Origin of the sequence: Natrialba sp. INN-245, assembly GCF_009807105.1 — an archaeon.
GTDB lineage: Archaea > Halobacteriota > Halobacteria > Halobacteriales > Natrialbaceae > Natrarchaeobius > Natrarchaeobius swarupiae.
The window spans coordinates 25,909-45,826 of the sequence record NZ_WUBV01000044.1; the positions used below are offsets into that span (position 1 = coordinate 25,909).

At 62.2% G+C, this 19,918-nt stretch carries 18 protein-coding genes and 1 pseudogene; 7 read left to right on the forward strand and 12 right to left on the reverse strand.

Features of this window, described 5'->3' with window-relative positions; translation table 11 throughout:
* Positions 1 to 40: 40 nt before the first annotated feature.
* Both GRS80_RS13500 and GRS80_RS13505 read left to right on the forward strand, forming a co-directional pair.
* Positions 41 to 757: a V-type ATP synthase subunit D gene (locus GRS80_RS13500; RefSeq protein WP_160048014.1), complete on the forward strand. Its 717-nt coding sequence runs from the start codon at positions 41 to 43 to the stop codon at positions 755 to 757.
* 49 nt (positions 758 to 806) lie between these two features.
* Positions 807 to 1,211, forward strand: coding sequence for a DUF6276 family protein (locus GRS80_RS13505; protein WP_160048015.1), 405 nt, complete (start codon positions 807 to 809; stop codon positions 1,209 to 1,211).
* Between the two features lie 308 nt (positions 1,212 to 1,519).
* On the opposite strand, the gene GRS80_RS13510 is transcribed toward GRS80_RS13505, so the two are convergent.
* The 7 genes from GRS80_RS13510 to truA all read right to left on the reverse strand — a co-directional run bounded on the left by GRS80_RS13510 (position 1,520) and on the right by truA (position 8,521).
* Complete coding sequence (locus tag GRS80_RS13510; protein ID WP_149081415.1) at positions 1,520 to 1,912, reverse strand: DUF5811 family protein; 393 nt, start codon at positions 1,910 to 1,912, stop codon at positions 1,520 to 1,522.
* Between the two features lie 117 nt (positions 1,913 to 2,029).
* Positions 2,030 to 2,533 carry a pyruvoyl-dependent arginine decarboxylase gene (locus GRS80_RS13515; RefSeq protein ID WP_160048016.1) on the reverse strand — a complete coding sequence of 168 codons (504 nt, stop codon included), beginning with the start codon at positions 2,531 to 2,533 and terminating at the stop codon, positions 2,030 to 2,032.
* A 169-nt stretch (positions 2,534 to 2,702) separates the two neighbouring features.
* A complete protein-coding gene (locus GRS80_RS13520) occupies positions 2,703 to 3,932 on the reverse strand; it encodes a proteasome-activating nucleotidase (RefSeq protein ID WP_160048017.1) in 1,230 nt (409 codons plus the stop codon).
* A gap of 104 nt (positions 3,933 to 4,036) precedes the next feature.
* Positions 4,037 to 5,830 carry an oligoendopeptidase F gene (gene pepF / locus GRS80_RS13525; RefSeq protein WP_160048018.1) on the reverse strand — a complete coding sequence of 598 codons (1,794 nt, stop codon included), beginning with the start codon at positions 5,828 to 5,830 and terminating at the stop codon, positions 4,037 to 4,039.
* A 238-nt stretch (positions 5,831 to 6,068) separates the two neighbouring features.
* Entirely contained in the window at positions 6,069 to 7,196 is a 1,128-nt protein-coding gene (locus GRS80_RS13530) for an NADH dehydrogenase subunit (protein WP_160048019.1), read from the reverse strand.
* A gap of 113 nt (positions 7,197 to 7,309) precedes the next feature.
* Positions 7,310 to 7,555: a hypothetical protein gene (locus tag GRS80_RS13535; protein ID WP_160048020.1), complete on the reverse strand. Its 246-nt coding sequence runs from the start codon at positions 7,553 to 7,555 to the stop codon at positions 7,310 to 7,312.
* Between the two features lie 102 nt (positions 7,556 to 7,657).
* Positions 7,658 to 8,521 carry a tRNA pseudouridine(38-40) synthase TruA gene (truA, locus tag GRS80_RS13540; protein ID WP_160048021.1) on the reverse strand — a complete coding sequence of 288 codons (864 nt, stop codon included), beginning with the start codon at positions 8,519 to 8,521 and terminating at the stop codon, positions 7,658 to 7,660.
* A 228-nt stretch (positions 8,522 to 8,749) separates the two neighbouring features.
* Between truA and GRS80_RS13545 the strand changes: the two genes are divergently transcribed.
* The 4 genes and pseudogenes from GRS80_RS13545 to GRS80_RS13560 form a co-directional block, all read left to right on the forward strand.
* The gene (locus GRS80_RS13545) at positions 8,750 to 10,285 is read left to right on the forward strand and encodes a sulfatase (protein ID WP_160048022.1); all 1,536 of its coding nucleotides are present in this window, start codon (positions 8,750 to 8,752) and stop codon (positions 10,283 to 10,285) included.
* A gap of 127 nt (positions 10,286 to 10,412) precedes the next feature.
* Positions 10,413 to 10,721, forward strand: coding sequence for an Hsp20/alpha crystallin family protein (locus GRS80_RS13550; RefSeq protein ID WP_200840392.1), 309 nt, complete (start codon positions 10,413 to 10,415; stop codon positions 10,719 to 10,721).
* 167 nt (positions 10,722 to 10,888) lie between these two features.
* Positions 10,889 to 11,587 carry a hypothetical protein gene (locus tag GRS80_RS13555; RefSeq protein WP_160048023.1) on the forward strand — a complete coding sequence of 233 codons (699 nt, stop codon included), beginning with the start codon at positions 10,889 to 10,891 and terminating at the stop codon, positions 11,585 to 11,587.
* Between the two features lie 74 nt (positions 11,588 to 11,661).
* Positions 11,662 to 11,967 (forward strand): annotated as a pseudogene (locus tag GRS80_RS13560) (IS5/IS1182 family transposase); the annotation flags it as partial.
* A gap of 430 nt (positions 11,968 to 12,397) precedes the next feature.
* Here the strand turns inward: GRS80_RS13560 and GRS80_RS13565 are convergent.
* On the reverse strand, positions 12,398 to 12,745 hold the full coding sequence (locus tag GRS80_RS13565) for a hypothetical protein (RefSeq protein ID WP_160048024.1): 348 nt from the start codon (positions 12,743 to 12,745) through the stop codon (positions 12,398 to 12,400).
* Complete coding sequence (locus tag GRS80_RS13570; RefSeq protein ID WP_160048025.1) at positions 12,742 to 13,215, reverse strand: hypothetical protein; 474 nt, start codon at positions 13,213 to 13,215, stop codon at positions 12,742 to 12,744. The genes GRS80_RS13565 and GRS80_RS13570 overlap by 4 nt, the downstream gene beginning before the upstream one ends.
* Before the next feature lie 108 nt (positions 13,216 to 13,323).
* Between GRS80_RS13570 and GRS80_RS13575 the strand changes: the two genes are divergently transcribed.
* On the forward strand, positions 13,324 to 13,758 hold the full coding sequence (locus GRS80_RS13575) for a hypothetical protein (RefSeq protein WP_160048026.1): 435 nt from the start codon (positions 13,324 to 13,326) through the stop codon (positions 13,756 to 13,758).
* 312 nt (positions 13,759 to 14,070) lie between these two features.
* Here the strand turns inward: GRS80_RS13575 and GRS80_RS13580 are convergent, their stop codons facing one another.
* The 3 genes from GRS80_RS13580 to GRS80_RS13590 form a co-directional block, all read right to left on the reverse strand.
* Positions 14,071 to 14,427, reverse strand: coding sequence for a hypothetical protein (locus GRS80_RS13580; RefSeq protein ID WP_160048027.1), 357 nt, complete (start codon positions 14,425 to 14,427; stop codon positions 14,071 to 14,073).
* A gap of 157 nt (positions 14,428 to 14,584) precedes the next feature.
* The gene (locus GRS80_RS13585; RefSeq protein ID WP_160048028.1) at positions 14,585 to 14,929 is read right to left on the reverse strand and encodes a hypothetical protein; all 345 of its coding nucleotides are present in this window, start codon (positions 14,927 to 14,929) and stop codon (positions 14,585 to 14,587) included.
* Between the two features lie 8 nt (positions 14,930 to 14,937).
* Positions 14,938 to 19,620 carry a VWA domain-containing protein gene (locus GRS80_RS13590; protein WP_160048029.1) on the reverse strand — a complete coding sequence of 1,561 codons (4,683 nt, stop codon included), beginning with the start codon at positions 19,618 to 19,620 and terminating at the stop codon, positions 14,938 to 14,940.
* Between the last annotated feature and the right edge of the window lie 298 nt (positions 19,621 to 19,918).

A 19,918-nucleotide genomic window follows, 5' to 3' on the forward strand; every position in this document is an offset into this window, starting at 1 on the left:
GTAAACAGTTATCCGGCTGGGAGCGCAAGCGTCCCACAAGATGGCCGAGGACGTCAAACCAACCCGCAAGAACCTGATGGAGATCGAGGATCGTATCGACCTCTCCGAGCGGGGCCACGGGACCTTAGAGAAGAAACGGGACGGGCTGATCATGGAGTTCATGGACATCCTGGACAAGGCCCAGGACGTCCGCGGGGAGCTTTCCGAGGACTACGAGGAGGCCCAGAAGAAGATCAACATGGCTCGCGCAATGGAAGGAGACGTCGCCGTTCGCGGAGCAGCCGCCGCGTTACAGGAGCACCCGGAGATCACCACCGAGTCGAAAAACATCATGGGCGTCGTCGTCCCACAGATCGAGTCCTCGCGCGTCTCGAAGAGCTTAGACGAGCGTGGCTACGGGATCATGGGAACCTCCGCCCGCATCGACGAGGCCGCCGAGGCCTACGAAGACCTCTTAGAGAGCATCATTCTCGCCGCGGAAGTCGAGACCGCGATGAAGAAGATGCTCCGCGAGATCGAGACGACCAAACGCCGCGTCAACGCCCTCGAGTTCAAGCTCCTGCCGGAACTGTACGAGAACCAGGAGTACATCGAGCAGAAACTCGAAGAACAGGAGCGTGAGGAGACGTTCCGCCTGAAGAAGATCAAAGAGAAGAAAGAACAAGAAGAGCGCGAAGAGCGCGAAGCCGAGGCCGATGCGGCCGCCGACGAAGCCGAGATGGAGCAGGCGACCGCTGGCGGCGTTCCCGGAAACTGAACGCCTCTCCACCGATACCGTTTCGGACGCGGGCGACGACTGCTCTCGTATGGCCTGTCTCGAGTGCGACGCGCCGACGATTTCGTTTTCCGTCCCGGCCGAGTGTCGCGAGTACACACCCGAAGGGGCGTCCGACGTCGAGTGCTGTACGCGGTGTCTCACGCTCGAGCCGGTCGACTCGTGTGTGGAGCAATCGGACGACAGGGTTGACTTCTCGCGAATCAGCGACTCGTTTCCCGACCGTCCCGAGCGAGCGATCCCGCTCGCGTTGGCGCTCGGGCTTTGTCAGTCACTCGCGACCAATCGATCGGCGATCCAGTCGCTGCTTCGCGCGGTCGAACGCGCGGGTGCCGACCCGTTGCTCGTGATGGATCGACTCGAGCACGATCCGTCGGTCGAACCGGCGTTCGACCTCGAGCGTCGGTCACACCAGATCGAACAGTTACTGTACTGAGACGGTCTGTTGTACCGATCCACCGTAGGGCGAGGCCGGTCGGAGTCTCACCGGAGCTGACGGACAGCAGGCCGGACGAGTGGCGATCATCGGAGACTCGGACACCTCTCGAGTGCGGCCGTCTACGCGATCGACGAGACGGGTGCTGTCCGCGTCGAAACGGATCGGTATCAGGAACCGGCGGATCCGATCGAATCCGGCGAACTCGTCGCCTGCTTCTGATACGACTGTTGTACCGATGTACCGGAACGACCGCAGGACGGCTCGTGGTCGCCCCGAAAATGACGGACAGCAGTTTGTACGAGAGTTTATTTCCCGGTCGGCGTCACGTTGTCGCTGACTGCCTGTTTCACCTGGAGAGCGGCGCTTGCAGCCAGCCCGCGGGCGACCTCGCTTCGCTCGTCGGACGTGATTATCTCCTCGGTCGCGTTCTCGAGGTCCGGGGTGAAGCCGGCACTGACGGCGTGGCCGACCGGTGGCCTGACTGCGACCCTGACCTGGGGCCCCCCAACGCCGCTCGAGACGTCGGCGTCGACGATATACTCGTCGGGGAGAAACTCGCGGGTTCGGGCCGCGATCCGCGAGACGTCGCGGTGAAGCAGTCGTTTCTGTGTACTCGTGAGGGTCGGAACGTCCGCCGCTGCTCGCCTTCCGGCCTGCGTCTCTCCTGGCAGCCCTGCGTACGGCGTATTTCCGTTCATGAGAAGTGTGTACCACCACCAATGTGTTGGTCGGTCAAAAGCGTTCGCTTTCGGAGAATGACAGTCGTTGTCACTGCGGTCGGTGATCGGTAGCTCGAGACCCTCTCGGTATCGGTGTTAGCCGGCGTTCGGACGAACGATCGGATCGCTTTCGCCGTACACCGCGAGAACGACCGCCGTCGTGTACCCGTCCGACTCGACGGGGGTGCTCTCACAGACGACCGACGGCTCGTCGAACTCCCACTCGCGAAGCTCTTGACCCGCAGCGAGCCCTTCCCGAACACGGTTCTCGGCGGTCTCGCGGTCGGCTTCGCCGGCGAACTCGTAGAACAGTCCCGGCCCGTCGCCGACGGATCGCGCCCAGGCCAGCGACGCGCTCACCCGACTCGAGGCGTCGTCACCGCAGGCGATCGCTCGAGACTCGACGACGGTCAGACGCTCGCCAGCGGGACCGAGGGTCGGCGCAGTTCCGACGGCTTCGACGTCGACGTCCGCGGGAATCACCGAGGAGACGGAGACGAGGTTGTAGTTCTCGACGCCCGCGTCCGCGAGCGCGGCGTCGTACGACGACATCTCCGTCGGCCCCGAGGCGGCCCCCCAGACGACTCGGATCGAACTCATAGACGCGCTCGGGGATCCACGACGTAAGGCGTTGCGGTTCGGAAATCGACGCCTCGAGAGAACGTCTGTCGTGATGACGTGTTTCGTTCGGACCGACCCACGGGCTCTCCGGCGATAGACGATCGAATGCGTGTCGGAACGATCCCGACCGGGAGCGTCTCGAGACGTCCTACTGATAGAAGTAGCCGGCGGAGGAGACGACGTCGCTCGAGTCGTCGTTTTCGATCTTCTCTAAGGCCTCGAGGAAGTCCTCGTGGCGGACCTCGTCGCGACCGTTTCGAATGGCGAACATGCCGGCTTCGGTCGCCAGACTCTCGATGTCGGCCCCGGAGTAGCCCTCGGTGTCGTCGGCGAGCGTCGAGAAGTCGATGTCCGCGCCGACGTTCATGCCGCGAGTGTGGATCTCGAGGATCTGCTCGCGGCCGTCGCGGTCCGGTTCGGGCACCTCGATGAGGCGGTCGAATCGGCCCGGGCGCAAAATTGCGCGATCGAGCATGTCGAAGCGGTTGGTCGCGGCGATGATGCGGATCTCGCCGCGGGCCTCGAAGCCGTCCATCTCGCTTAACAGTTGCATCATCGTCCGCTGGACCTCGGCGTCGCCCGACGTCTTCGATTCCGTTCGCGTGGTGGCGATGGCGTCGATTTCGTCGATAAAGATGATGGCGGGTTCGCGCTCGCGGGCCATCTCGAAGAGGTCGCGGACGAGCCGAGAGCCCTCGCCGATGAACTTACGGACGAGTTCGGAGCCGGCCATCTTGATGAACGTCGCGTCGGTCTTGTTCGCGACGGCCTTCGCGAGCATCGTCTTCCCGGTTCCCGGCGGCCCGTACAGCAAGACGCCGCTGGGCGGGTCGATGCCGACCTCCTCGAAGATCTCCGGCTGGGCGAGTGGCTGTTCGACGGCTTCGCGGACCTCGCGGACCTGCTCGTCGATGCCGCCGATATCCTCGTAGCCGACGGCGGGTTTCTCGGTGATCTCCATCGACTGGGCGCGCGCGTCGGTTTCGGCCTCAAGGATCGTCTGGATCGCAAAGGAGTCGTTGACGGCGACCCGGTCACCGGCGGTGATACGGTCGGCGAGACGGGGCGAGAGTTCTGTGAGTACTTCCTGGTTGTTTCCGTGCTGTTTCACGACGACTTCGTCGTCGAGGACGTCCTCGACGGTCGCGATGTACAGCGAGGAACTCTTGAGCGCCTCGTTCTCGCGCTCGACGCGGTCGACCTCTCCTCGGAGCTGTTCGCGGCGCTGTTCGGCCTCGGCGAGTTGCTCCGAGAGCTGGTCGTTGACCTCGACGAGGTCCACGAAGTGATCACGAAGCGCCTCGAGTCGCTCGTCGTCGGGGAGATCGGGGTCGATATCGCGATGGGGTCGGTCGGGGAGAGACGGGCTTCGAGACATCCTGACGTGCGCCGATAAGTCCTCGGTCATAAATGTGCCTTTGGGTCGCGGTCGGTTTTCGCGACTCGAATCAGATCTCCAGAACGTTCCCGCGAGGTCGGCGATTACTCGAGTAACTCGGCTAACTCCTCGAGTCGGTCGCCGTAGGTCGAGAGCGCCCGATCGATCGGCTCCGAGGCACTCATGTCGACGCCGGCGGTCCGCAGGAGTTCGAGGGGGTACTCCCGGGATCCTTGCCGGAGGAAGGTTCGATAGTCGGCGGCCGCCGACTCTCCCTCCTCGAGGATGTGGTCGACGACGGCGAGCGCGGCGGAGATTCCCGTCGAGTACTGGTAGACATAAAAGGCCCGGTAGAAATGGGGGATGCGCATCCACTCGCGGGCGATGCGGTCGTCGACGACGGCCGGTTCGTAGTACTCCGCTTTGAGACCGCGGTAGAGTTCGTCCAGTCTATCGGCGGTGAGCGGTTCGCCGGCCTCCTCGAGTTCGTGGGTGCGGTGTTCGAACTCGGCGAACAGCGTCTGGCGGTAGAGCGTCGATCGCACTCGCTCGAGAAACTCGTTGAGGACGTGTTTCTTGAGTTCGGGATCGTCGACGGTCTCGAGGAGGTGGTTCGTCAACAGCGCCTCGTTGACCGTGCTCGCGACCTCGGCGACGAAGATCTCATACCCCGAGTAGACGTATGGCTGTTCTTCTTTCGTCAGCTCGGAGTGCATCGAGTGGCCGAGTTCGTGGGCGAGGGTGTACATCGAGGAGACGTCGTCCTGGTAGTTCATCAGGATAAAGGGCTGCGTGTCGTACGTCCCGCCGGAGTAGGCCCCCGACTGCTTGCCCTCGTTCTCGTAGACGTCGACCCAGCGCGACTCGAGTCCCTCCGCGACCCGGGTCTGGTACTCCTCGCCGAGCGGTTCCAGCGAGTCGACGACGTACTCGGTCGCCTGGTCGTACTCGAGGTCGGGGCCCTCGTCGCCGGTCAGCGGCATGTAGAGGTCCCACATTCGGAGCTCGTCGACCTCGAGTGCCTCGCGTTTGAGTTCGGCGTGGCGGTGGAGGTTCTCGAGGTTGTCGTGGACGGTGTCGACGAGCGTATCGTAGACCTCGACCGGGACGTTTGGCCCGTCGAGGGCGGCCTCGCGTGCCGTATCGTAGTTGCGCGCACGGGCGGTCTTGACGTCCGCCTTGACGCTGTTCTTGTACGCCGTCGCGACCGTGTTGCGCATCGACCCCCACTCGTCGAAGTACGACTCGTAGACGCGTCGGCGCAGGTCCCTGTCGGGTCGTTTCAGCAGGTTCGTGAAGTTGCTCTGGGTGATCTCGACGACCTCTCCGTCGGCGTCTTCGACCGCGGAGAAGGACATGTCCGCGTTCGAGAGCATGTTGTACACTTCGCCCGTCGCGCCGGTGACCTCCCCGAGTTCGGCCAGCAATTCCTCGACTTCGGCCGAGCGGGTGTGGGGTTTCATCCGGAGGACGTCGTCGACGTAGTGGTCGTACGTCTCGAGGTCCGGCTCTGTCTCGACCATCTCGTCGAACTCCTCGCGAGTCAGTTCCTGGATCTCGGGGTCGATAAAGGATGCCGCGGCGGAGGCGTCGGCCGCGAGCGACTGGGAGCGGGCGGTCAGCGCCTGGTACTGCTGGTTGGTCGTGTCCTCGTCCCGGCGCATCCGGGCGTACGCCGAAACGGTCGATACCTCACGCATGATCTCGTCGCGAAGGTCGAGCACCGAGTGGAGGGTCTCCGCATCCTCGACGACTCGGCCCTCGTAGCTCTCGAGGTCGTCGATCCGCTCGGCGACGCTCTCGTAGGCGGCTTCCCAGTCGTCGTCGGTCGCGTAGATACTCTCGAGATCCCAGGTGTACTCCTCGTCGACCTCGGAGCGTTCGGGGACTGAACTCATGGCCGCCGATTCGGAGCGAAGGTGGTAAAGGGTGTCGAACCCCTGCGAATCGTGAACGTGCCTGCGGCGTTCCGACTCGAGGAATAGCGCCAGATACGACGATCGCACAACGGAGGAGGTAGAGCCGACGTGTCAGCGGGAGTGGTTGTCGCGACCAGGGCGGTCGGCTGGCACCACCGGTCAGCGCGGCGTGATCGGTCACCGCGGTCACTGGCGGCGATTTCGACCCTCGAGTCGGTCAGCGACGGTCGTCAGCGGTGATCTCGACGCTCGAGTCGGTCACCGCGGTCACCGTCCCGTCGATCGAGGCGTGGTGGGGAATGCTGATCCCATCCGATCGGGGACCGGCGACGGCGTCACCGCGATCGACCCGGTCGCCGGGGGCGACGATCGGCCGGGCCGGTTCGACGGTTCCCTCGAACGCCGGATTCGTCACGAGGGGGATCCGAACACGGTCGGGCTCGAGCGTCGCCGTCGGTTCGGTCTCCAGTTCCCGTTCGGTCCAGTCACGCGACTCGAGGACGTCGATCCGGCCGTCGCCGAGCGTGTTGGCCTCGACCGTCGACTCCTCGAGAACGAGCAGTCCGTTCGTCGCTTTCGTGATCCCGAACTCCCGAGGCCCGCACTCGAGTTCGAAACACCAGCCGGGCCCGCCCGAGGCGACGACGGCGTCCGACGGCAGCGACTCGATCGGAGCGCGCGCCGCCTCGAGTACCGTACTCGCCGGGGTCCCGATCGGGACCTCGAGAAATCGGTGGCGGGGGACGTCTCCGTCGACGTGGACGTACGTGGACGTCACCGGCCGTTGCTCTCGGAACGCCCGCGAGATGTTGGACATCGTCTCGGTGTTCTGGACGAGCCAGCCGTGATCGGCGGGCAGGTCGCTCCCGATCACCGTGTCGGCGACGACGTTCAACAGGACGCTCTCCATCCCGTACTGGTAGGTCGGGTCGGTGTACGCGAACACGACGCCGGATTCGGTCTCGACCTCGAGCGGGAGTTCGTCCGGCGTGCGGACCGTTCCACCGGTCTCAGCCTCGAGTTCGAGCAGGTACTCCTCCCGGTCGGTCCGCTTTGCGCTCACGACGATCACGTCGAAGACGTCCTCGAGCAGGCGGTCGAACAGCTCGGCGAACGCGCTCGCGCGGGTCTTCCCCAGCCACTTGTCGACGACGTAGTTCGGCTCGCTCTCCTGGTGGTTGACGAGGAGATACTCCGTCGAGTCCGCCCGTTCCCACTTCGCGTAGGAAGGAAACCCGGCGCCGCCGGCACCCGCAACGCCGGCGTCGCGGATCCGCTCGACTCCGTCGGCGAGGTCCTCCGGCCACCGGGACGCGTCGTCGGGTCGCACTGCCTGTTCGTACATAACATATGTACGTCGGTGCCGACCGTTCCTCCGCGTTCTGCCCCACGAATGAGGGTTTTTTATAACGAGTGTCGGTTGTTATCCCATCACAATCGAACGATCGGGAACTCGAGTCAGCCGCGTCCCTCCGCATCGACCGCGGTCCGGACGACGCGGGCTACCCCGAGCATCGCGAGGAACGTCCCGGCGAAGACGATCACGGCGAAGAGGAAGATGCCCATCAGCACCGGTGCGACGTCCGGGTGTGAGAGCAAGTGCGTGAGAACGAACCGGTAGCTCAGGTAGACGACGAGAATCCCACCTGCGATGCGAATCGAGGCACGCCAGTAGGCACCGTACTCTTCCGGCGACAGTTCCATGCGCCGAGGTGTGTTCCGGGTGGTAAAAAACGCTCGTACACGAGACGCTCGAGTGAGCCGTGTGTAAACCGTTACCCCGAAGCGTTCCCGGTCGACCGTCGATCACCGAACGCCGTCGGCGACGTGGCGGGCGACTCGAGCGCCGGTTCGCCGTTCGATTGACCGCGATGCGAAGACGCCTCGAGCGCTCTCGGCCGCCTGTCGATCGATCTCGAAGGAGAGGTCCGGATACGCGACGTCGGTCAACACGAGCGGTTCCGGCGGCGCGGGGGCGATGCCCTCGTGGCCGGGCAACGGCTCGGACGCGAGCGCCCGGGAGAGTTTCTCGAGGGACGCCTCACCCGTTCCGACCGCCCGTGCGAGCGAGACCAGTCGTCGAACCAGTTCGCGGGCGAAGCCATCGGCGACGACGGTGAGGACGACGTAGTCGCCGTCGCGGCTCGCCTCGAGCGTCGGCGACCGTTCGGTGTTGCGGTCGTCGGGGGTGAGGTTGTGGAAGTCGTGGGTGCCGGAGAGCCCCTCGCAGGCGGCCACGAATCGGTCGTCGTCGACCGCTCGCTCGCGGGTGAGTTCGTCCGGTTCCACGTCGTTTCGGTCCGATCTCGAGTCGGCGGCCGGCGCGTACAGGTGGTAGGTATACTCCCGACGGGTCGCGTGGTGGGTCGCGTGGAATCCGTCGGGGGCGTCCGCGACCGCCCACGCCCTGACCTCGGCCGGCAGTTCGGCGTTCAACGCCCGCGGGGTGAGCCAGGTCGGTGCCTCGAGGGCGATCGTCTGGGCGAGTGCGGAGACGCCGGCGTCGGTGCGCCCGGCCGCGGCGTACCCCGTCGGCTTTTCCTCGTCGTCCTCGAGAACCGAGAGCGTCCGGAGCGCGTCGAAGATCGCGTCCTCGACGGTCGGAACGTCCGGCTGGCGCTGGTATCCGTAGTAGTCGGTGCCGTCGTAGGCGATCCGGAACGCGCGCATCGGTTCCACCGACGGTGGCGGTCGAGTTAGGGCCGTCGACCGCGTCCGCGTTCGGCTATCGGCGGTCGTTCTCCATCCTGGGGTGGCTCTCCCCGCAGTCACTCGCCAGCACGGTCCCCCGAACATTTTCCGCTCGAGATGGTCGGGGCAGCCACCTCCCACCCCTGTGAACTCCCTGCACCTTCCGGGCCGACGACCTTCCGGATGTGAAGCGGACGTTCCCTACCCATGGACGAATCCAGCGGACGTGATTCCGAGTCACACGAAACTGTCCGGAACGTCGTTCTCGTCGTTCTCGATACCGCACGGGCGCGAAGCGTCGACGTCACCGGCGATCCCGACACTCGAGAGCGAACGCGTTCCGGCACCGACCGTCCGACTACCCCGACGATGGACCGACTCGCCGCGGAGGGAACGACCTTCGAGCGGGCCTTCGCGACGGCTCCGTGGACGTTGCCCTCTCACGCTTCGATGTTTACCGGAACGTATCCGTCGGAACACGGCACCCACGGCGGTCACACGTACCTCGACGACGATCTGCGGACGCTCCCCGAGGCGTTCGCCGACGGCGGCTTCCAGACGATCGGCGTCTCGAACAACACCTGGATCACCGAGGAGTTCGGCTTCGACCGCGGCTTCGACGACCTCCGGAAGGGGTGGCAGTACATCCAGTCCGACGCCGACATGGGCGCAGTCGTCCGCGGCGAAGACACGCGTGAAAAACTCGAGGCAACGCGCAATCGACTCTTCGACGGGAACCCCCTCGTCAACGCGGCGAACATCCTCTACAGCGAAGTTCTCCAGCCTGCGGGCGACGACGGTGCAGACCGGTCGACGACCTGGATCGAAAACTGGCTCGCAGACCGGAAGGACGACCGGCCGTTTTTCCTGTTCTGTAACTTCATCGAGCCACACGTCGAGTACGATCCGCCCCGCGAGTACGCCGAACGGTACCTCCCCGAAGAGGCGAGCTACGAGGAGGCGACGGCGATCCGTCAGGACCCGCGGGCCTACGACTGCGAGGACTACCAGATCACGGATCGCGAGTTCGCGATGCTCCGCGGGCTCTACCGCGCCGAACTCGCATACGTCGACGGCCAGCTCGCCGAACTCCGGCGCGCCCTCGAGGCCGCTGGTGAGTGGGAGAACACCCTGTTCGTCGTCTGTGGCGACCACGGCGAGCACATCGGCGAACACGGCTTCTTCGGCCACCAGTACAATCTCTACGACACGCTGATCCACGTCCCGCTGGTCCTCTGTGGCGGACCGTGTACCGGTGGCGGGCGGCGGAGCGATCTCGTGCAGTTGCTCGACCTCCCCGCGACGGTGCTCGAGGCCGTCGGGATCGACGATCCGGCGCTCCGCGAGCAGTGGTCCTCGCGGTCGTTTCTTCCCGGCTCGGACGACGACCCCCGCGACGCCGCTTTCGCCGAGTACATCGCCCCCCAGCCGTCGATCGAGCGGCTCGAGGCCAGGTTCGGCGAGATCCCCGACCGGGTGCGGGCGTTCGACCGCCGGCTTCGGGCGATCCGGACGGACGAGTACAAGTACGTCTGCGGCGACGACGGCTTCGAACGGCTCCACCACGTCCCGACCGATCCGTTCGAGCAAACCGACGTCTCGGACGACGAACCCGAGCGGGCGCGTACGCTCCGAGAGCGCCTCGAGGACCGGTTCGGCTCGCTCGAGTCGACGACCGCGGACGGGTCGGTCTCGATGCGCGAGGGAACCAAGGAGCGACTGGCGGACCTCGGCTACCTCTGATACGCTCGAGGGGAGTCGCCCTGTCCTCGAGCGGACTCCGCACACGCCCTCTGCGAGCGGACCCACGTCATCAACCGTGAACGTGTACAGGACGAACGGTTTCCGCGGTCGTTCGAAACGTCGATTCGTGCCCTTCGCTCACTCCGTCGAGACGGATCCCTTCCGGACGCGAGTCGTCTACGACCGCTCGACCGAACGGCTCCGGATCGCCGTGGACGCGGTCGACGGCGACGCCGACGTCTCGGTCGCTGCCGACTCGAGTCGCGTGCGGATCCACCTCGAGCGCGCCGGCGACGTCTACGATCGAACGATCCCCTCACCGTCCCACCGACGGTTCACCGACGACCGCGAGGCCGTCTTCAACAACGGCGTCCTCACCGTCAGACTCGAGACTGCACCGCTGCGGTTCTCGCGGGCGGTCGGAGGCGGACGGTGACGACACCGCTCCATAGCGCCGACGACGCTCGAGGCGTGCGTTCGCCTGCAGAACGCTTTTTCTCGGCGGTCCGGTGCCGTTCTCGAGCGGACGCGGCCACCGGGCAGCGATTTCTGGCCCAGAGATGGCTCTCGTGGGTTTAAGTTAGGCGACACGAACGGCCGTGTATGGTCCCACGCAGACATGTACTCGCTGGCTGTAGCGTCGCCATCGCCGCGACGGCGGGCTGTCTCGGCGACGAGACGATCGATCCACCGAGCGGCGGTGAGAACGCGGCGACGGCCGACGACGAGAACCCTACGCCCGACGATGGCGGAATGGACACCGACCAGGCGACGGCTGACGATCGCGGTGACGACGCGACGGAACACCCGGACGAATCGGAGCCGTCGCCCGAGACACTCGACGAACCGCTCGTCACCGCCCTCCGACGAGACGAGAACGTCGAGAGCGACGACCCGGAAAGCGGCGATACCGAACGTGACGACCGATCGGCGGACGACGTCGAGTCTGAAGGTGACGGACCGACGGACGACGAGGTCGTTCTCGTCACCCACGGGGAGGTCGCAGATGTCGGGACCGTCGGTCGTGACGAACAGCGGGGTAATTACTATCTCCCACTCCAGTTCACCGACGACGGCGTGAGCAGGTTCACCGGCGGACTCGTAGCCGTCGACGCGTTTCAGGAACCCGAAGAACAGGAACTTGTCGTCTACGTCGACGGCGAGGTTCTCGGGACGTACGGCCTCGGGCAGACCCTCTCTGATGCGATACGAACCGGCAGATGGGACGGAAACTTTCGCGTCGTCGCACTCGAGGAGGCGCCGCTGGTCGAACTCCGCGAGACTCTCGCCCCGTCGACCTGAGACGGCTCTGTTTAATCGCTAGACGGCGTCGAGTTGAGTCGTTAGAATCACGGTATTGAAGCGGAAGACCGGAAATTGTGCCAACCCAAATCTTCCGCTTCACCGAACGCTGTGTCTGGATTGCCAAAAGAGTTGCTGACGATACGGACGAATCCGCCGCTCCGGAAGGTGGCGGTGGATTCGCCGATTATGCGCTGATTCCGCTTCACTGCTTGCGAATTTACCTTGGGACGTCCTATCGGATGACCATCGACATCCTGACGGAGATGCCACGAATAACCCGGGAGACCGGCCTTGAACCGGCCGATCTCTCTCATCCACCCACGCTATGTCTAGCATTCGATAGGATCGAAATGCGTGTGTGCCGAGTGCTGTTGCGCTATCTCGTCTCCGTGTTGGATAAGGTTTGCCCGGAACTTCACCTCATCAACTTGTTCGAACGAGAGACCAAACAGTCGCTCGGTCCGTTCAGGGCCAAGATCATTGACAACACGATACCCCTCTGAATTGTCTCCGAAGTGTATCAACAGTTCCGTCCGTTGGTCAGGATCCAACTGATTTACAACCGCTGGGTTAGCCTCTTCAGTGAACTGTCTGACTGTCTGTGCGTTTTTGCCTGCGGTCTGGAACTGTGGCGAGTAGTCTTCAATCGGTTGATCACTATCAGTCAGCCGGTAGTTGATCTTCCCCGTCTTCGAGTTCGGATTCTCGAGGTTTCGAATCGAGGCGGTATCGATGATCTTCTGATCCCTATCGAGATAATACTTAGAAACCGAACTCTTCGCAACGAAAGTCACTGGGACGACGATTTCATCTCATAACTCGACTATCACAGTGGCTCCCGTCGGTGGGATCAATCTTGTAGGTGATCCCGTTCCAGTTGTATGCCCAGAGCGCATTATCTTCCATCCAGACATCAGTATACGGTTTGACGTGACCGTCGATTCGATCCCCGGCCTCGATACGCCATCGAGTGGTGCCATCACTCTCTATGCCCCAGACGTTTCGTCTGTAGTGTTCAGTATTCAGGCGATCGGCTGCCCCTAGCGTATCCAGTTGGACGACGACGAACTCGTCAACCTCCACAGCTCCGCCGATCGGTGCTGGAAGGGTTACTTCGATATCGTCTAGCCGAAGCGTATCATCAATATATTTCATGTATCGGTTAGCGGCCGTTCGTTCTGGAAGTTGTCCGTTGGAACATCGTCCACCAGGTTAAATTGCGTTGCGCCTCGTTCACCGCCGAAATTCTTTTCTACACTTCCCATATTAACGCGGGTTCCACTCGGTACGACGACATCCGAGACGTATTCCGGGGTATATGACAGAGAGAATTCACTCTCGATTTCAGTCGGGGAGAGCCCCCTGATTTGCGACTCCTGCATTACGAATCCGCCTGCTTGATTGTTTTTCTGGTGGACTCTGACAAACCTCTGATCAGTTTCAGGAGTGATCCTAATGACGATTGTTCCCTGCTCGTACGGCGGTTGCCACTCATCGGGGAAGCCACGATTCACGTCTCGAGCGGTTCTGAACTGAGTGATTTGATTCGTATCTATCCCCCGTTGATCCATCCGGACGAGAGTGTTCTGGACGTCTCCAACGTGGATATTCTCGTCACCGATCACCCGAATCCAGGACGAACTGGCCTCATCGGTCCGGAGAATAGCGGCGAATTGGCTCCGGTGGTCTGACAGTTGAGTATATGTTCGCAGTACCGAATCCGCTTGACCGGATTGAAGGAGACGCTGTGTTGCATCAGGTCCGAGGTCGTTTACGAGCTGAACACCGCTTGGATGATCAGCCAGGTGACGAAGAAGTTCTGTTCGCTGAGTTCCGTCGAGTTCTCGAAGAATTCGCGTATCAACTTCATCGAAAGTTTTGACTGCCTGCGTAGTCTTTCCAGCCGTCTGGAACTGCGGACTGACATCTTCGGCATTCTGACCGGCAGTCGTCCGGACTCGATAGTTGATCTTCCCGGTCTTCGAGTTCGGATTCTCGAGGTTTCGAACCGCGGCGGTATCGGCGATATCCTGCGTCTCGTCGAGGGCCCGCTGAAGGTCGTTCGCGCTCGAGCCGCCTTTGGCGGCCTTGGTCGTCCCCTTGGTTCCGAGGGCGAGTTCGGCGACGATGAACGCGGTGTAGCCCTCTACCAGCCGGCGGCGAACTGACAGTATTCCGAGATCAGGATTTCGGTGTCAGGATCCGAGTCGAATTCGGATTCGGCGTACTCCTCACCGCAGTGTGTGATCGTCTCGGTCGCCGACTCGGCCGGAGACTCGTGTGGGATACACCGATTCTGTATACGAAGAGAATCTATTCCTATCGATTTGGCGAGATACCCGAAGCCACCGTGATGACCCTGTTCAAGGTCGTCATTGCCGTTGCTGTTCGTATCAGTCAGGTCGACGCCAGCTTAGTTCTCGGCGACCCGTTTGAGGACATCCCAGAGACGCTCGAATTCGAGCTGTCGGCAGTGGGGATCACCCGAGGAACGCTTCGAGTGTGGTCGTCTCGTCGATCCACGCGTCCGGAACCGAATCACGTTCGAGTAGTTCTACCAGATCACCACCGCCCGTCCGGTCATCGGTTCCAGCGACATCGCCGATCTGTAACGATTCGCCCGGTGGAACGGTTACGAGATGGACTTCATATTCGTTGGTGGGCGGGAGCGCGTACCGGTCAATCAGGTCGTCTCGGTCTAGTGTTGGATCTAATTCAGCCAGTTGGTGGAGCCAGTAGTCACCATCGGGGCGGTCCGGTTCAATTCGAAGGAATTGGTCAGTCGTTCCCGTCTCAATTTCGAGAACGAGAGAGTGCTCAGCATACGGTCCAGTCATAATTGCGTATTGATATGGGTGCGCGAAATAAATTCCGATCACTTCCGAACGTGAGGTCGGTTCCAGTGTGGTTCGTTAGTTTGTGTAACGCTGGGTTCTACGACCGGAAGGCCATAACAAAAACATGTGTTCGAATATAAAGACATGGGATGGAAAATCATTTCATAAATTTCTTGTACTTTGTGGTGTCCCCACTGTCAACATCTACAATATATTTATATCCATTCCAATTATTCGCTATCAGTCCGTCATCTGTATGTTGAATGTGAGTATAGGTCTTGGGGGATCGGTACCCCGATGATGGAGATTCCACAGTCCACAATTTGTTTCCATTTTTATTGAACGCGACGATGTTTCTTTCTTCGTCATCAGCGTTCGTCGGGGGGTTTTGAAGAACAACGATCACATCTTCGACAATTAAAACAGATAGAATATTGTACGGGACTTGAACTGTATTGTCCCCGATTTGGAGGTTGTTTTCCGTATACGATACATCGACCATCTGTTGGTTCAAATACTACTTAGGAAGTCTTCAATGTTACCAACTTCTTCCCAACCGGTGACTCTCCCCTCTGTAACGAGGTGTTGCGTACCACCACCAGGCCGTTGAATTCCGAGTTGCGTATCTTCTACCTTTGCTGCTGTGCTCGTCTGCATTCGGATTGTATCCGAATCGCTGGCCGATCCAACTGTTACTCTTGCAACCTTATCGTAGTCTTGCCACTCCGTATTAAGGCCGAATCTGTCGAGAACACCAGCCCGGTTTGTAATCTCGTGGACCTCAAACTGATTTTCTTTCATTAGCCATCCACCACTAGGATCATCACCACCGTACACGCGGATGAAATAAGAGGGATTTTGGATTTCATAATCGACGATAATCGTCCCTTCTTTGTGCGGAGGCTGTCCGCTATGCTTGTTGTTTGCCTCCCTCGCCGTTTTGAGATTGAGAACATCGTGACCGTGATCATCTAATCGACTCATCCTCGAGAGTGCAGTTTCAACGTTTTCAGCACCGATCTCTGAGTTACTGGTAACACGGATGAGCTGAGGGCCGAGATCGTCATTCTGTAATATCCGTGCAAACTGCTGTTGTTGAGACGGCGAAAGACCCCGATGAACTTTCATTATCTCGTCAGCTTGACCGGACCGAAGAAGACGCTGTGTTGCATCAGGTCCGAGGTCGTTTACGAGCTGGACACTGCTTGGATGATCAGCCAGCTGACGAAGAAGCTCAGTTCGCTGAGTTTCGTCGAGTTCTCGAAGAATTCGCGTATCAACTTCATCGAGAGTGTTGACTGCCTGCGTAGTCTTTCCAGCCGTCTGGAACTGCGGACTGACATCTTCGACATTCTGACCGGTAGTCGTTCGGACTCGATAGTTGATCTTCCCGGTCTTCGAGTTCGGATTCTCGAGGTTTCGAATCGCGGCGGTATCCGCGACGTCCTCGGTTTCGTCGAGGACACGTCGAAGGTCGTTCGCGTTCGAGCCGCCTTTGGCGACCTTGGTCGTGCCCTTGCTCCCGAGGGCAGTCTCGGCGACGACGAACGCAGTGTAGCCCTCGTACCAGCCGGCGGCGAACAGACAGTACTCCGAGATCAGTATCTCGGGATCCGAACTCGAGTCGAATTCCGATTCGGCGTACTCTTCTCCACAGTGTGCGATCGTCTCGGTCGCCGACTCGGCCGGCGACTCGTGGGGGTTATCCTGATCCTGTGTGCGGTGAATATCCGCACCTATCCCACGGGCGAGGTCCAACCAGAGCGGATCCTCCTCGAGGCCGCCGTGATGGGCGATCACGTCGGCCGGAACGGCGTCATCAGAGTCGAAATCGTTCGGATCGAACTCGTCGTCTTCCTGGACCGCGTCGGGGTGGACGTCCATGACCACGAGCAGGAATTCGGCGAGTGCCAGCAGCGTCTCGCCCGGTTCGCCGTACAGCAGTCGGACGAAGTCCGGAAGCTCCGCGAGGCCGTGGCCGGCTCCCGACCACTGTCCCAGATCTCGTTGTTTGTGATACGGTGCGACACCGGCGTAGCGGCCCACCACCGAGTGCCGGCTATCGACCACCTCCGTGTGACCGTCACCCAGCGCGTTCTCGGCGGTCACCGTCGTCTGGGATCCGCGGACCAGCGAGAGCATCTCCTCACCCTCGCCGTAGAACTCGACCGTCTCGTCGACCTCCCGCGGTTCGGCCGGATACGGTTCGTCGAACTCCCTGACGCCCGACTGCCTCAGTTCGACGTGGGAAACGCCCTCGTCGTCGTAGACCAGCAGGTCGAACGTGTACTGGTAGCCGGCCGGTTCGCTCAGGCTCGTCGGATCGCCCCACGTCCACTCCGCATGGGCGTCGAGCAAGTACACCGACGGCCCGGACGTCGAGTAGACCGTCGGATCCTCCGCAGGGTCCTCGAGCGCCTCGAGATCGGAGACGCCGTCGCCGGTCGTGTCCCCGCGTTCGGGGTCCGTCTTGAGCGCGCGTTCCTCCGCGTCGGTCAGCCCGTCACCGGACGTATCGACCGTCAGTGGGCTCGCCGACACCGAACGCGACTCGAAGTAGTCGGCAATCTCGCGGTCGTCCTCGTAATCGTCGACGATCTCCATGACCGTCGTCGCGTTATCGTGATCATCGACGACCGCGATCTCCCACCCCTCGAGTTGCTCGTGATCGGTGAGGCCGTCGCCGGTGGTATCGATCGCGCCGGGCTGTGCGACCGCGTTCGTTACCTCCGCCTGCAGAACGTAGTCGTCGCCGTCGCGGTGAACCTCGTACTCGATCTCGACCTGCTCGTGGTCCTCGAGGCCGTCGCCGGAGGTGTCGCGGGCGATCGGATCGATGTCCACTGGTTCACCGACGACGTCGCCGGAGCCGGCAGGCATCCGGAGGTCCATCTCGGCGACAGCGTCGGGGATACCGTCGTCGTTCGTATCTTTGAGTTGGACGCCGGTCCGGTTCTCGGCGACGCGTTCGAACGTCTCCGGGAGGTCTTCGGAACTTTCGACGTGATAGTAGTCGCCGCCGGTGATCGACGCGATGTCCTGCAGTTCGTCCTCGTCGATACTGCTCCCGAGACCGACCGTACTGATCTCGACGCCGCGGTCGGCCGCATCTTCAGCGACGCGCCGCGGGTACGAGCCGCTGTTCGATTTCCCGTCCGAAAGCAGGATGATCACCGACGAGCGGTTCTCCCAGCTATTGCGCTCGAGTTCGTCCAGCCCTTCGCGCAATCCGGCCTCGGTGTGGGTCCCCCCACCTGCACTCAGCGTCTCGATACTCGCGTTCAGGTCGTCGTGATCCGTCGTCAGTGATCGATCGATACTCGCACTCGAAGCGTAGCCGACCAGTCCTGCCTGTTCGCCGTCGTCGAGCGCACCGACGAACCGCTTTGCGGCCTCTCGAGCATACTGAATCGGCGAGCCGCTCATGCTTCCGCTCTCGTCGACGACGAACACGACGTCGATCTGTCCGCTTACCTCTTCTTCGCCGTCGGTGGTTTCGTTCCCCGCGAGATGGCGCTCCTCGAGCACCATCCCGTCGCTCGTCGCCGCTTCCCATTCGCCGATCCAGAACACCGAGAAGAACGAGAAGTGCTCCACTTCGGCGGTGGCGGTGCCGTTCTCGTGGTCGATTTCGGTCTCGACGGGAACCCACGGCTCCTCACTCGTCGGATCCCAGGTGTACATCGAGAGGTTGCCGTCGTCGGGGTCGACGCCCTCGGCCAGCGGGATAGTCACCTTGGCCTCGTCGATCGCCGAACGGTTCTCGATGCGGACCATCGGCCCCGCGCGGTAGTCGCCCTCGCTCGAGGGGGTTTCGTCGGTCACCGACAGGTCCGCGGGACCCAGGCCATCGCCGGTCGCCTCGACTGTCACCCCGGTCGACTCCTCGTCGGCCTCGACAGTGTAGGACGTCTCGGGGTCGCGAATCGTCCGCACGGTCTCCGAACGCAGATCGACCGTCACGTCCTCGCCGAGTTCATCCTCGCCATCGGCAGAGACCGCGCGCACCTCGACCGTCACGTTCTCCGCCCGCTCGGAGTCCAACTCGAGGGCGACGGTCCCGGCGACGGTCGTGCCCGGCCCGACGGCCGAAAGCGAGGCGTCCGCGGCCGATTCGCCGTCGACGCTCGCCTCGAGGTCGCCGTCCTCGAACGCCGCGGCGTCGGGCGCCAGTACCGCCGCGTCGATCCTGACGTGGACCGTCTCGTTCATCTCGATGGGCTGGCTGGAGACGCCCTCGAGTTCGGGGTCGACCTCCCGTTCGACCGTCTCGAGGGCGCGATCCGCGTGGTGGGCGGCCTCGCGGTAGTGATCGATCGCGTCCGCTCGGGTCCGGATCTCGCGTCCGGTCGAGTACGTTGAGGCCTCAGCGAGCGCCGCGTCGCCGCGCTCGAGGGCGCGTTCGGCGTCCTCGAGCGCCCGCTCGGCCTCGCCGTATCGGTGCTCGTTCATCTCGCCCTCGAACGTCTCGAGGGCGACGTCGGTCTCGTGGACGGCGATGCGGGCACTGTCGTTGCTCGCCATCGAAATCGCGCGTCCGATCTCGGCCATCTCCTCGTCGCCCTCGTCAGCGGCCCGGGCGAGTTCGTGGAGCGCCCGCGCCTGCTGGTCGTAGGCCTGCCGATCCGTCGCCCGGTACCGCTCGTAGTGCTCGAGCGAGTCGTCCAGGTGGCCCGCGGCACCGTTCAAATGGGCCCGTTCCCCATCACTCGCGTTCTCGAGATCCGAAATCGACGCTCGAGCGAGCGTCAATCGCTCGACCGGCGTGAGATACTCGTCGGTGAGATTCGGCGCGCCGGGTTCGTTCGCCGTCTCCGGCGGTTCGGAGGGTTCGTCGGGCGTTTCGGACCCTTCAGCGGGTTCGTTGACCGTTTCCGACCCGGTCGATTCGATAGCCGTTTCCGTCTGTTCGGCCGTTTCGTTGGTTGTCTCGGAGTCGGTCGGTTCCTCGAGTGGCTCCGACTGATCACCACTCTCGTTTGACGAGTCTGACTGATTGGCCGGTACTGTGGACTCGTTTTGCTCTTCGTTCTGTATCGAAGGCGATTCCGGCTGAACGTCAGCGACGGATGCCGCGCCGTCGGCCGGTTCAGGGGTGCCAGACGCCGAGGCCCCGAGAACGGGGGCCGCAAGCGACGTGACGAGTAACACTGAGAAAACGATTGCTAATACCGATTCCCGTCGGATATTCATAGCCCGAGAAAATCAAGTTGGGATTATAATACCTTCTATTATCGATAATAATCCTGATGAAATATACCTGGAATCGTGAAACGGTTCGTGACGAGCTGGTCAGTCGACTCACACACCGGTCGTCACTGGGCGGTGAGGTAGGTCAAATGACGTTGACGCGCTCAGGATGAATTCTGTGGGTCTGATGAATAGCCATACAGCTCCGGGGCCTAGTGTTCTGAGGGCACTGTGAGAGATCCATCTGCTTCGTCACTGCCGAACCCCTCGACGTACAGTTAAATTTGCCCCAGTCAGACAC

Bases quoted from the DNA above. Each gene is read 5' to 3' on its own strand.
- GRS80_RS13500 (WP_160048014.1), top strand. From the start codon at position 41: ATGGCCGAGGACGTCAAACCAACCCGCAAGAACCTGATGGAGATCGAG.
- GRS80_RS13505 (WP_160048015.1), top strand. From the start codon at position 807: ATGGCCTGTCTCGAGTGCGACGCGCCGACGATTTCGTTTTCCGTCCCG.
- GRS80_RS13510 (WP_149081415.1), bottom strand. From the start codon at position 1,912: ATGAACGGAAATACGCCGTACGCAGGGCTGCCAGGAGAGACGCAGGCC.
- GRS80_RS13515 (WP_160048016.1), bottom strand. From the start codon at position 2,533: ATGAGTTCGATCCGAGTCGTCTGGGGGGCCGCCTCGGGGCCGACGGAG.
- GRS80_RS13520 (WP_160048017.1), bottom strand. From the start codon at position 3,932: ATGTCTCGAAGCCCGTCTCTCCCCGACCGACCCCATCGCGATATCGAC.
- pepF (WP_160048018.1), bottom strand. From the start codon at position 5,830: ATGAGTTCAGTCCCCGAACGCTCCGAGGTCGACGAGGAGTACACCTGG.
- GRS80_RS13530 (WP_160048019.1), bottom strand. From the start codon at position 7,196: ATGTACGAACAGGCAGTGCGACCCGACGACGCGTCCCGGTGGCCGGAG.
- GRS80_RS13535 (WP_160048020.1), bottom strand. From the start codon at position 7,555: ATGGAACTGTCGCCGGAAGAGTACGGTGCCTACTGGCGTGCCTCGATT.
- truA (WP_160048021.1), bottom strand. From the start codon at position 8,521: ATGCGCGCGTTCCGGATCGCCTACGACGGCACCGACTACTACGGATAC.
- GRS80_RS13545 (WP_160048022.1), top strand. From the start codon at position 8,750: ATGGACGAATCCAGCGGACGTGATTCCGAGTCACACGAAACTGTCCGG.
- GRS80_RS13555 (WP_160048023.1), top strand. From the start codon at position 10,889: ATGGTCCCACGCAGACATGTACTCGCTGGCTGTAGCGTCGCCATCGCC.
- GRS80_RS13565 (WP_160048024.1), bottom strand. From the start codon at position 12,745: ATGAAATATATTGATGATACGCTTCGGCTAGACGATATCGAAGTAACC.
- GRS80_RS13580 (WP_160048027.1), bottom strand. From the start codon at position 14,427: ATGACTGGACCGTATGCTGAGCACTCTCTCGTTCTCGAAATTGAGACG.
- GRS80_RS13585 (WP_160048028.1), bottom strand. From the start codon at position 14,929: ATGGTCGATGTATCGTATACGGAAAACAACCTCCAAATCGGGGACAAT.
- GRS80_RS13590 (WP_160048029.1), bottom strand. From the start codon at position 19,620: ATGAATATCCGACGGGAATCGGTATTAGCAATCGTTTTCTCAGTGTTA.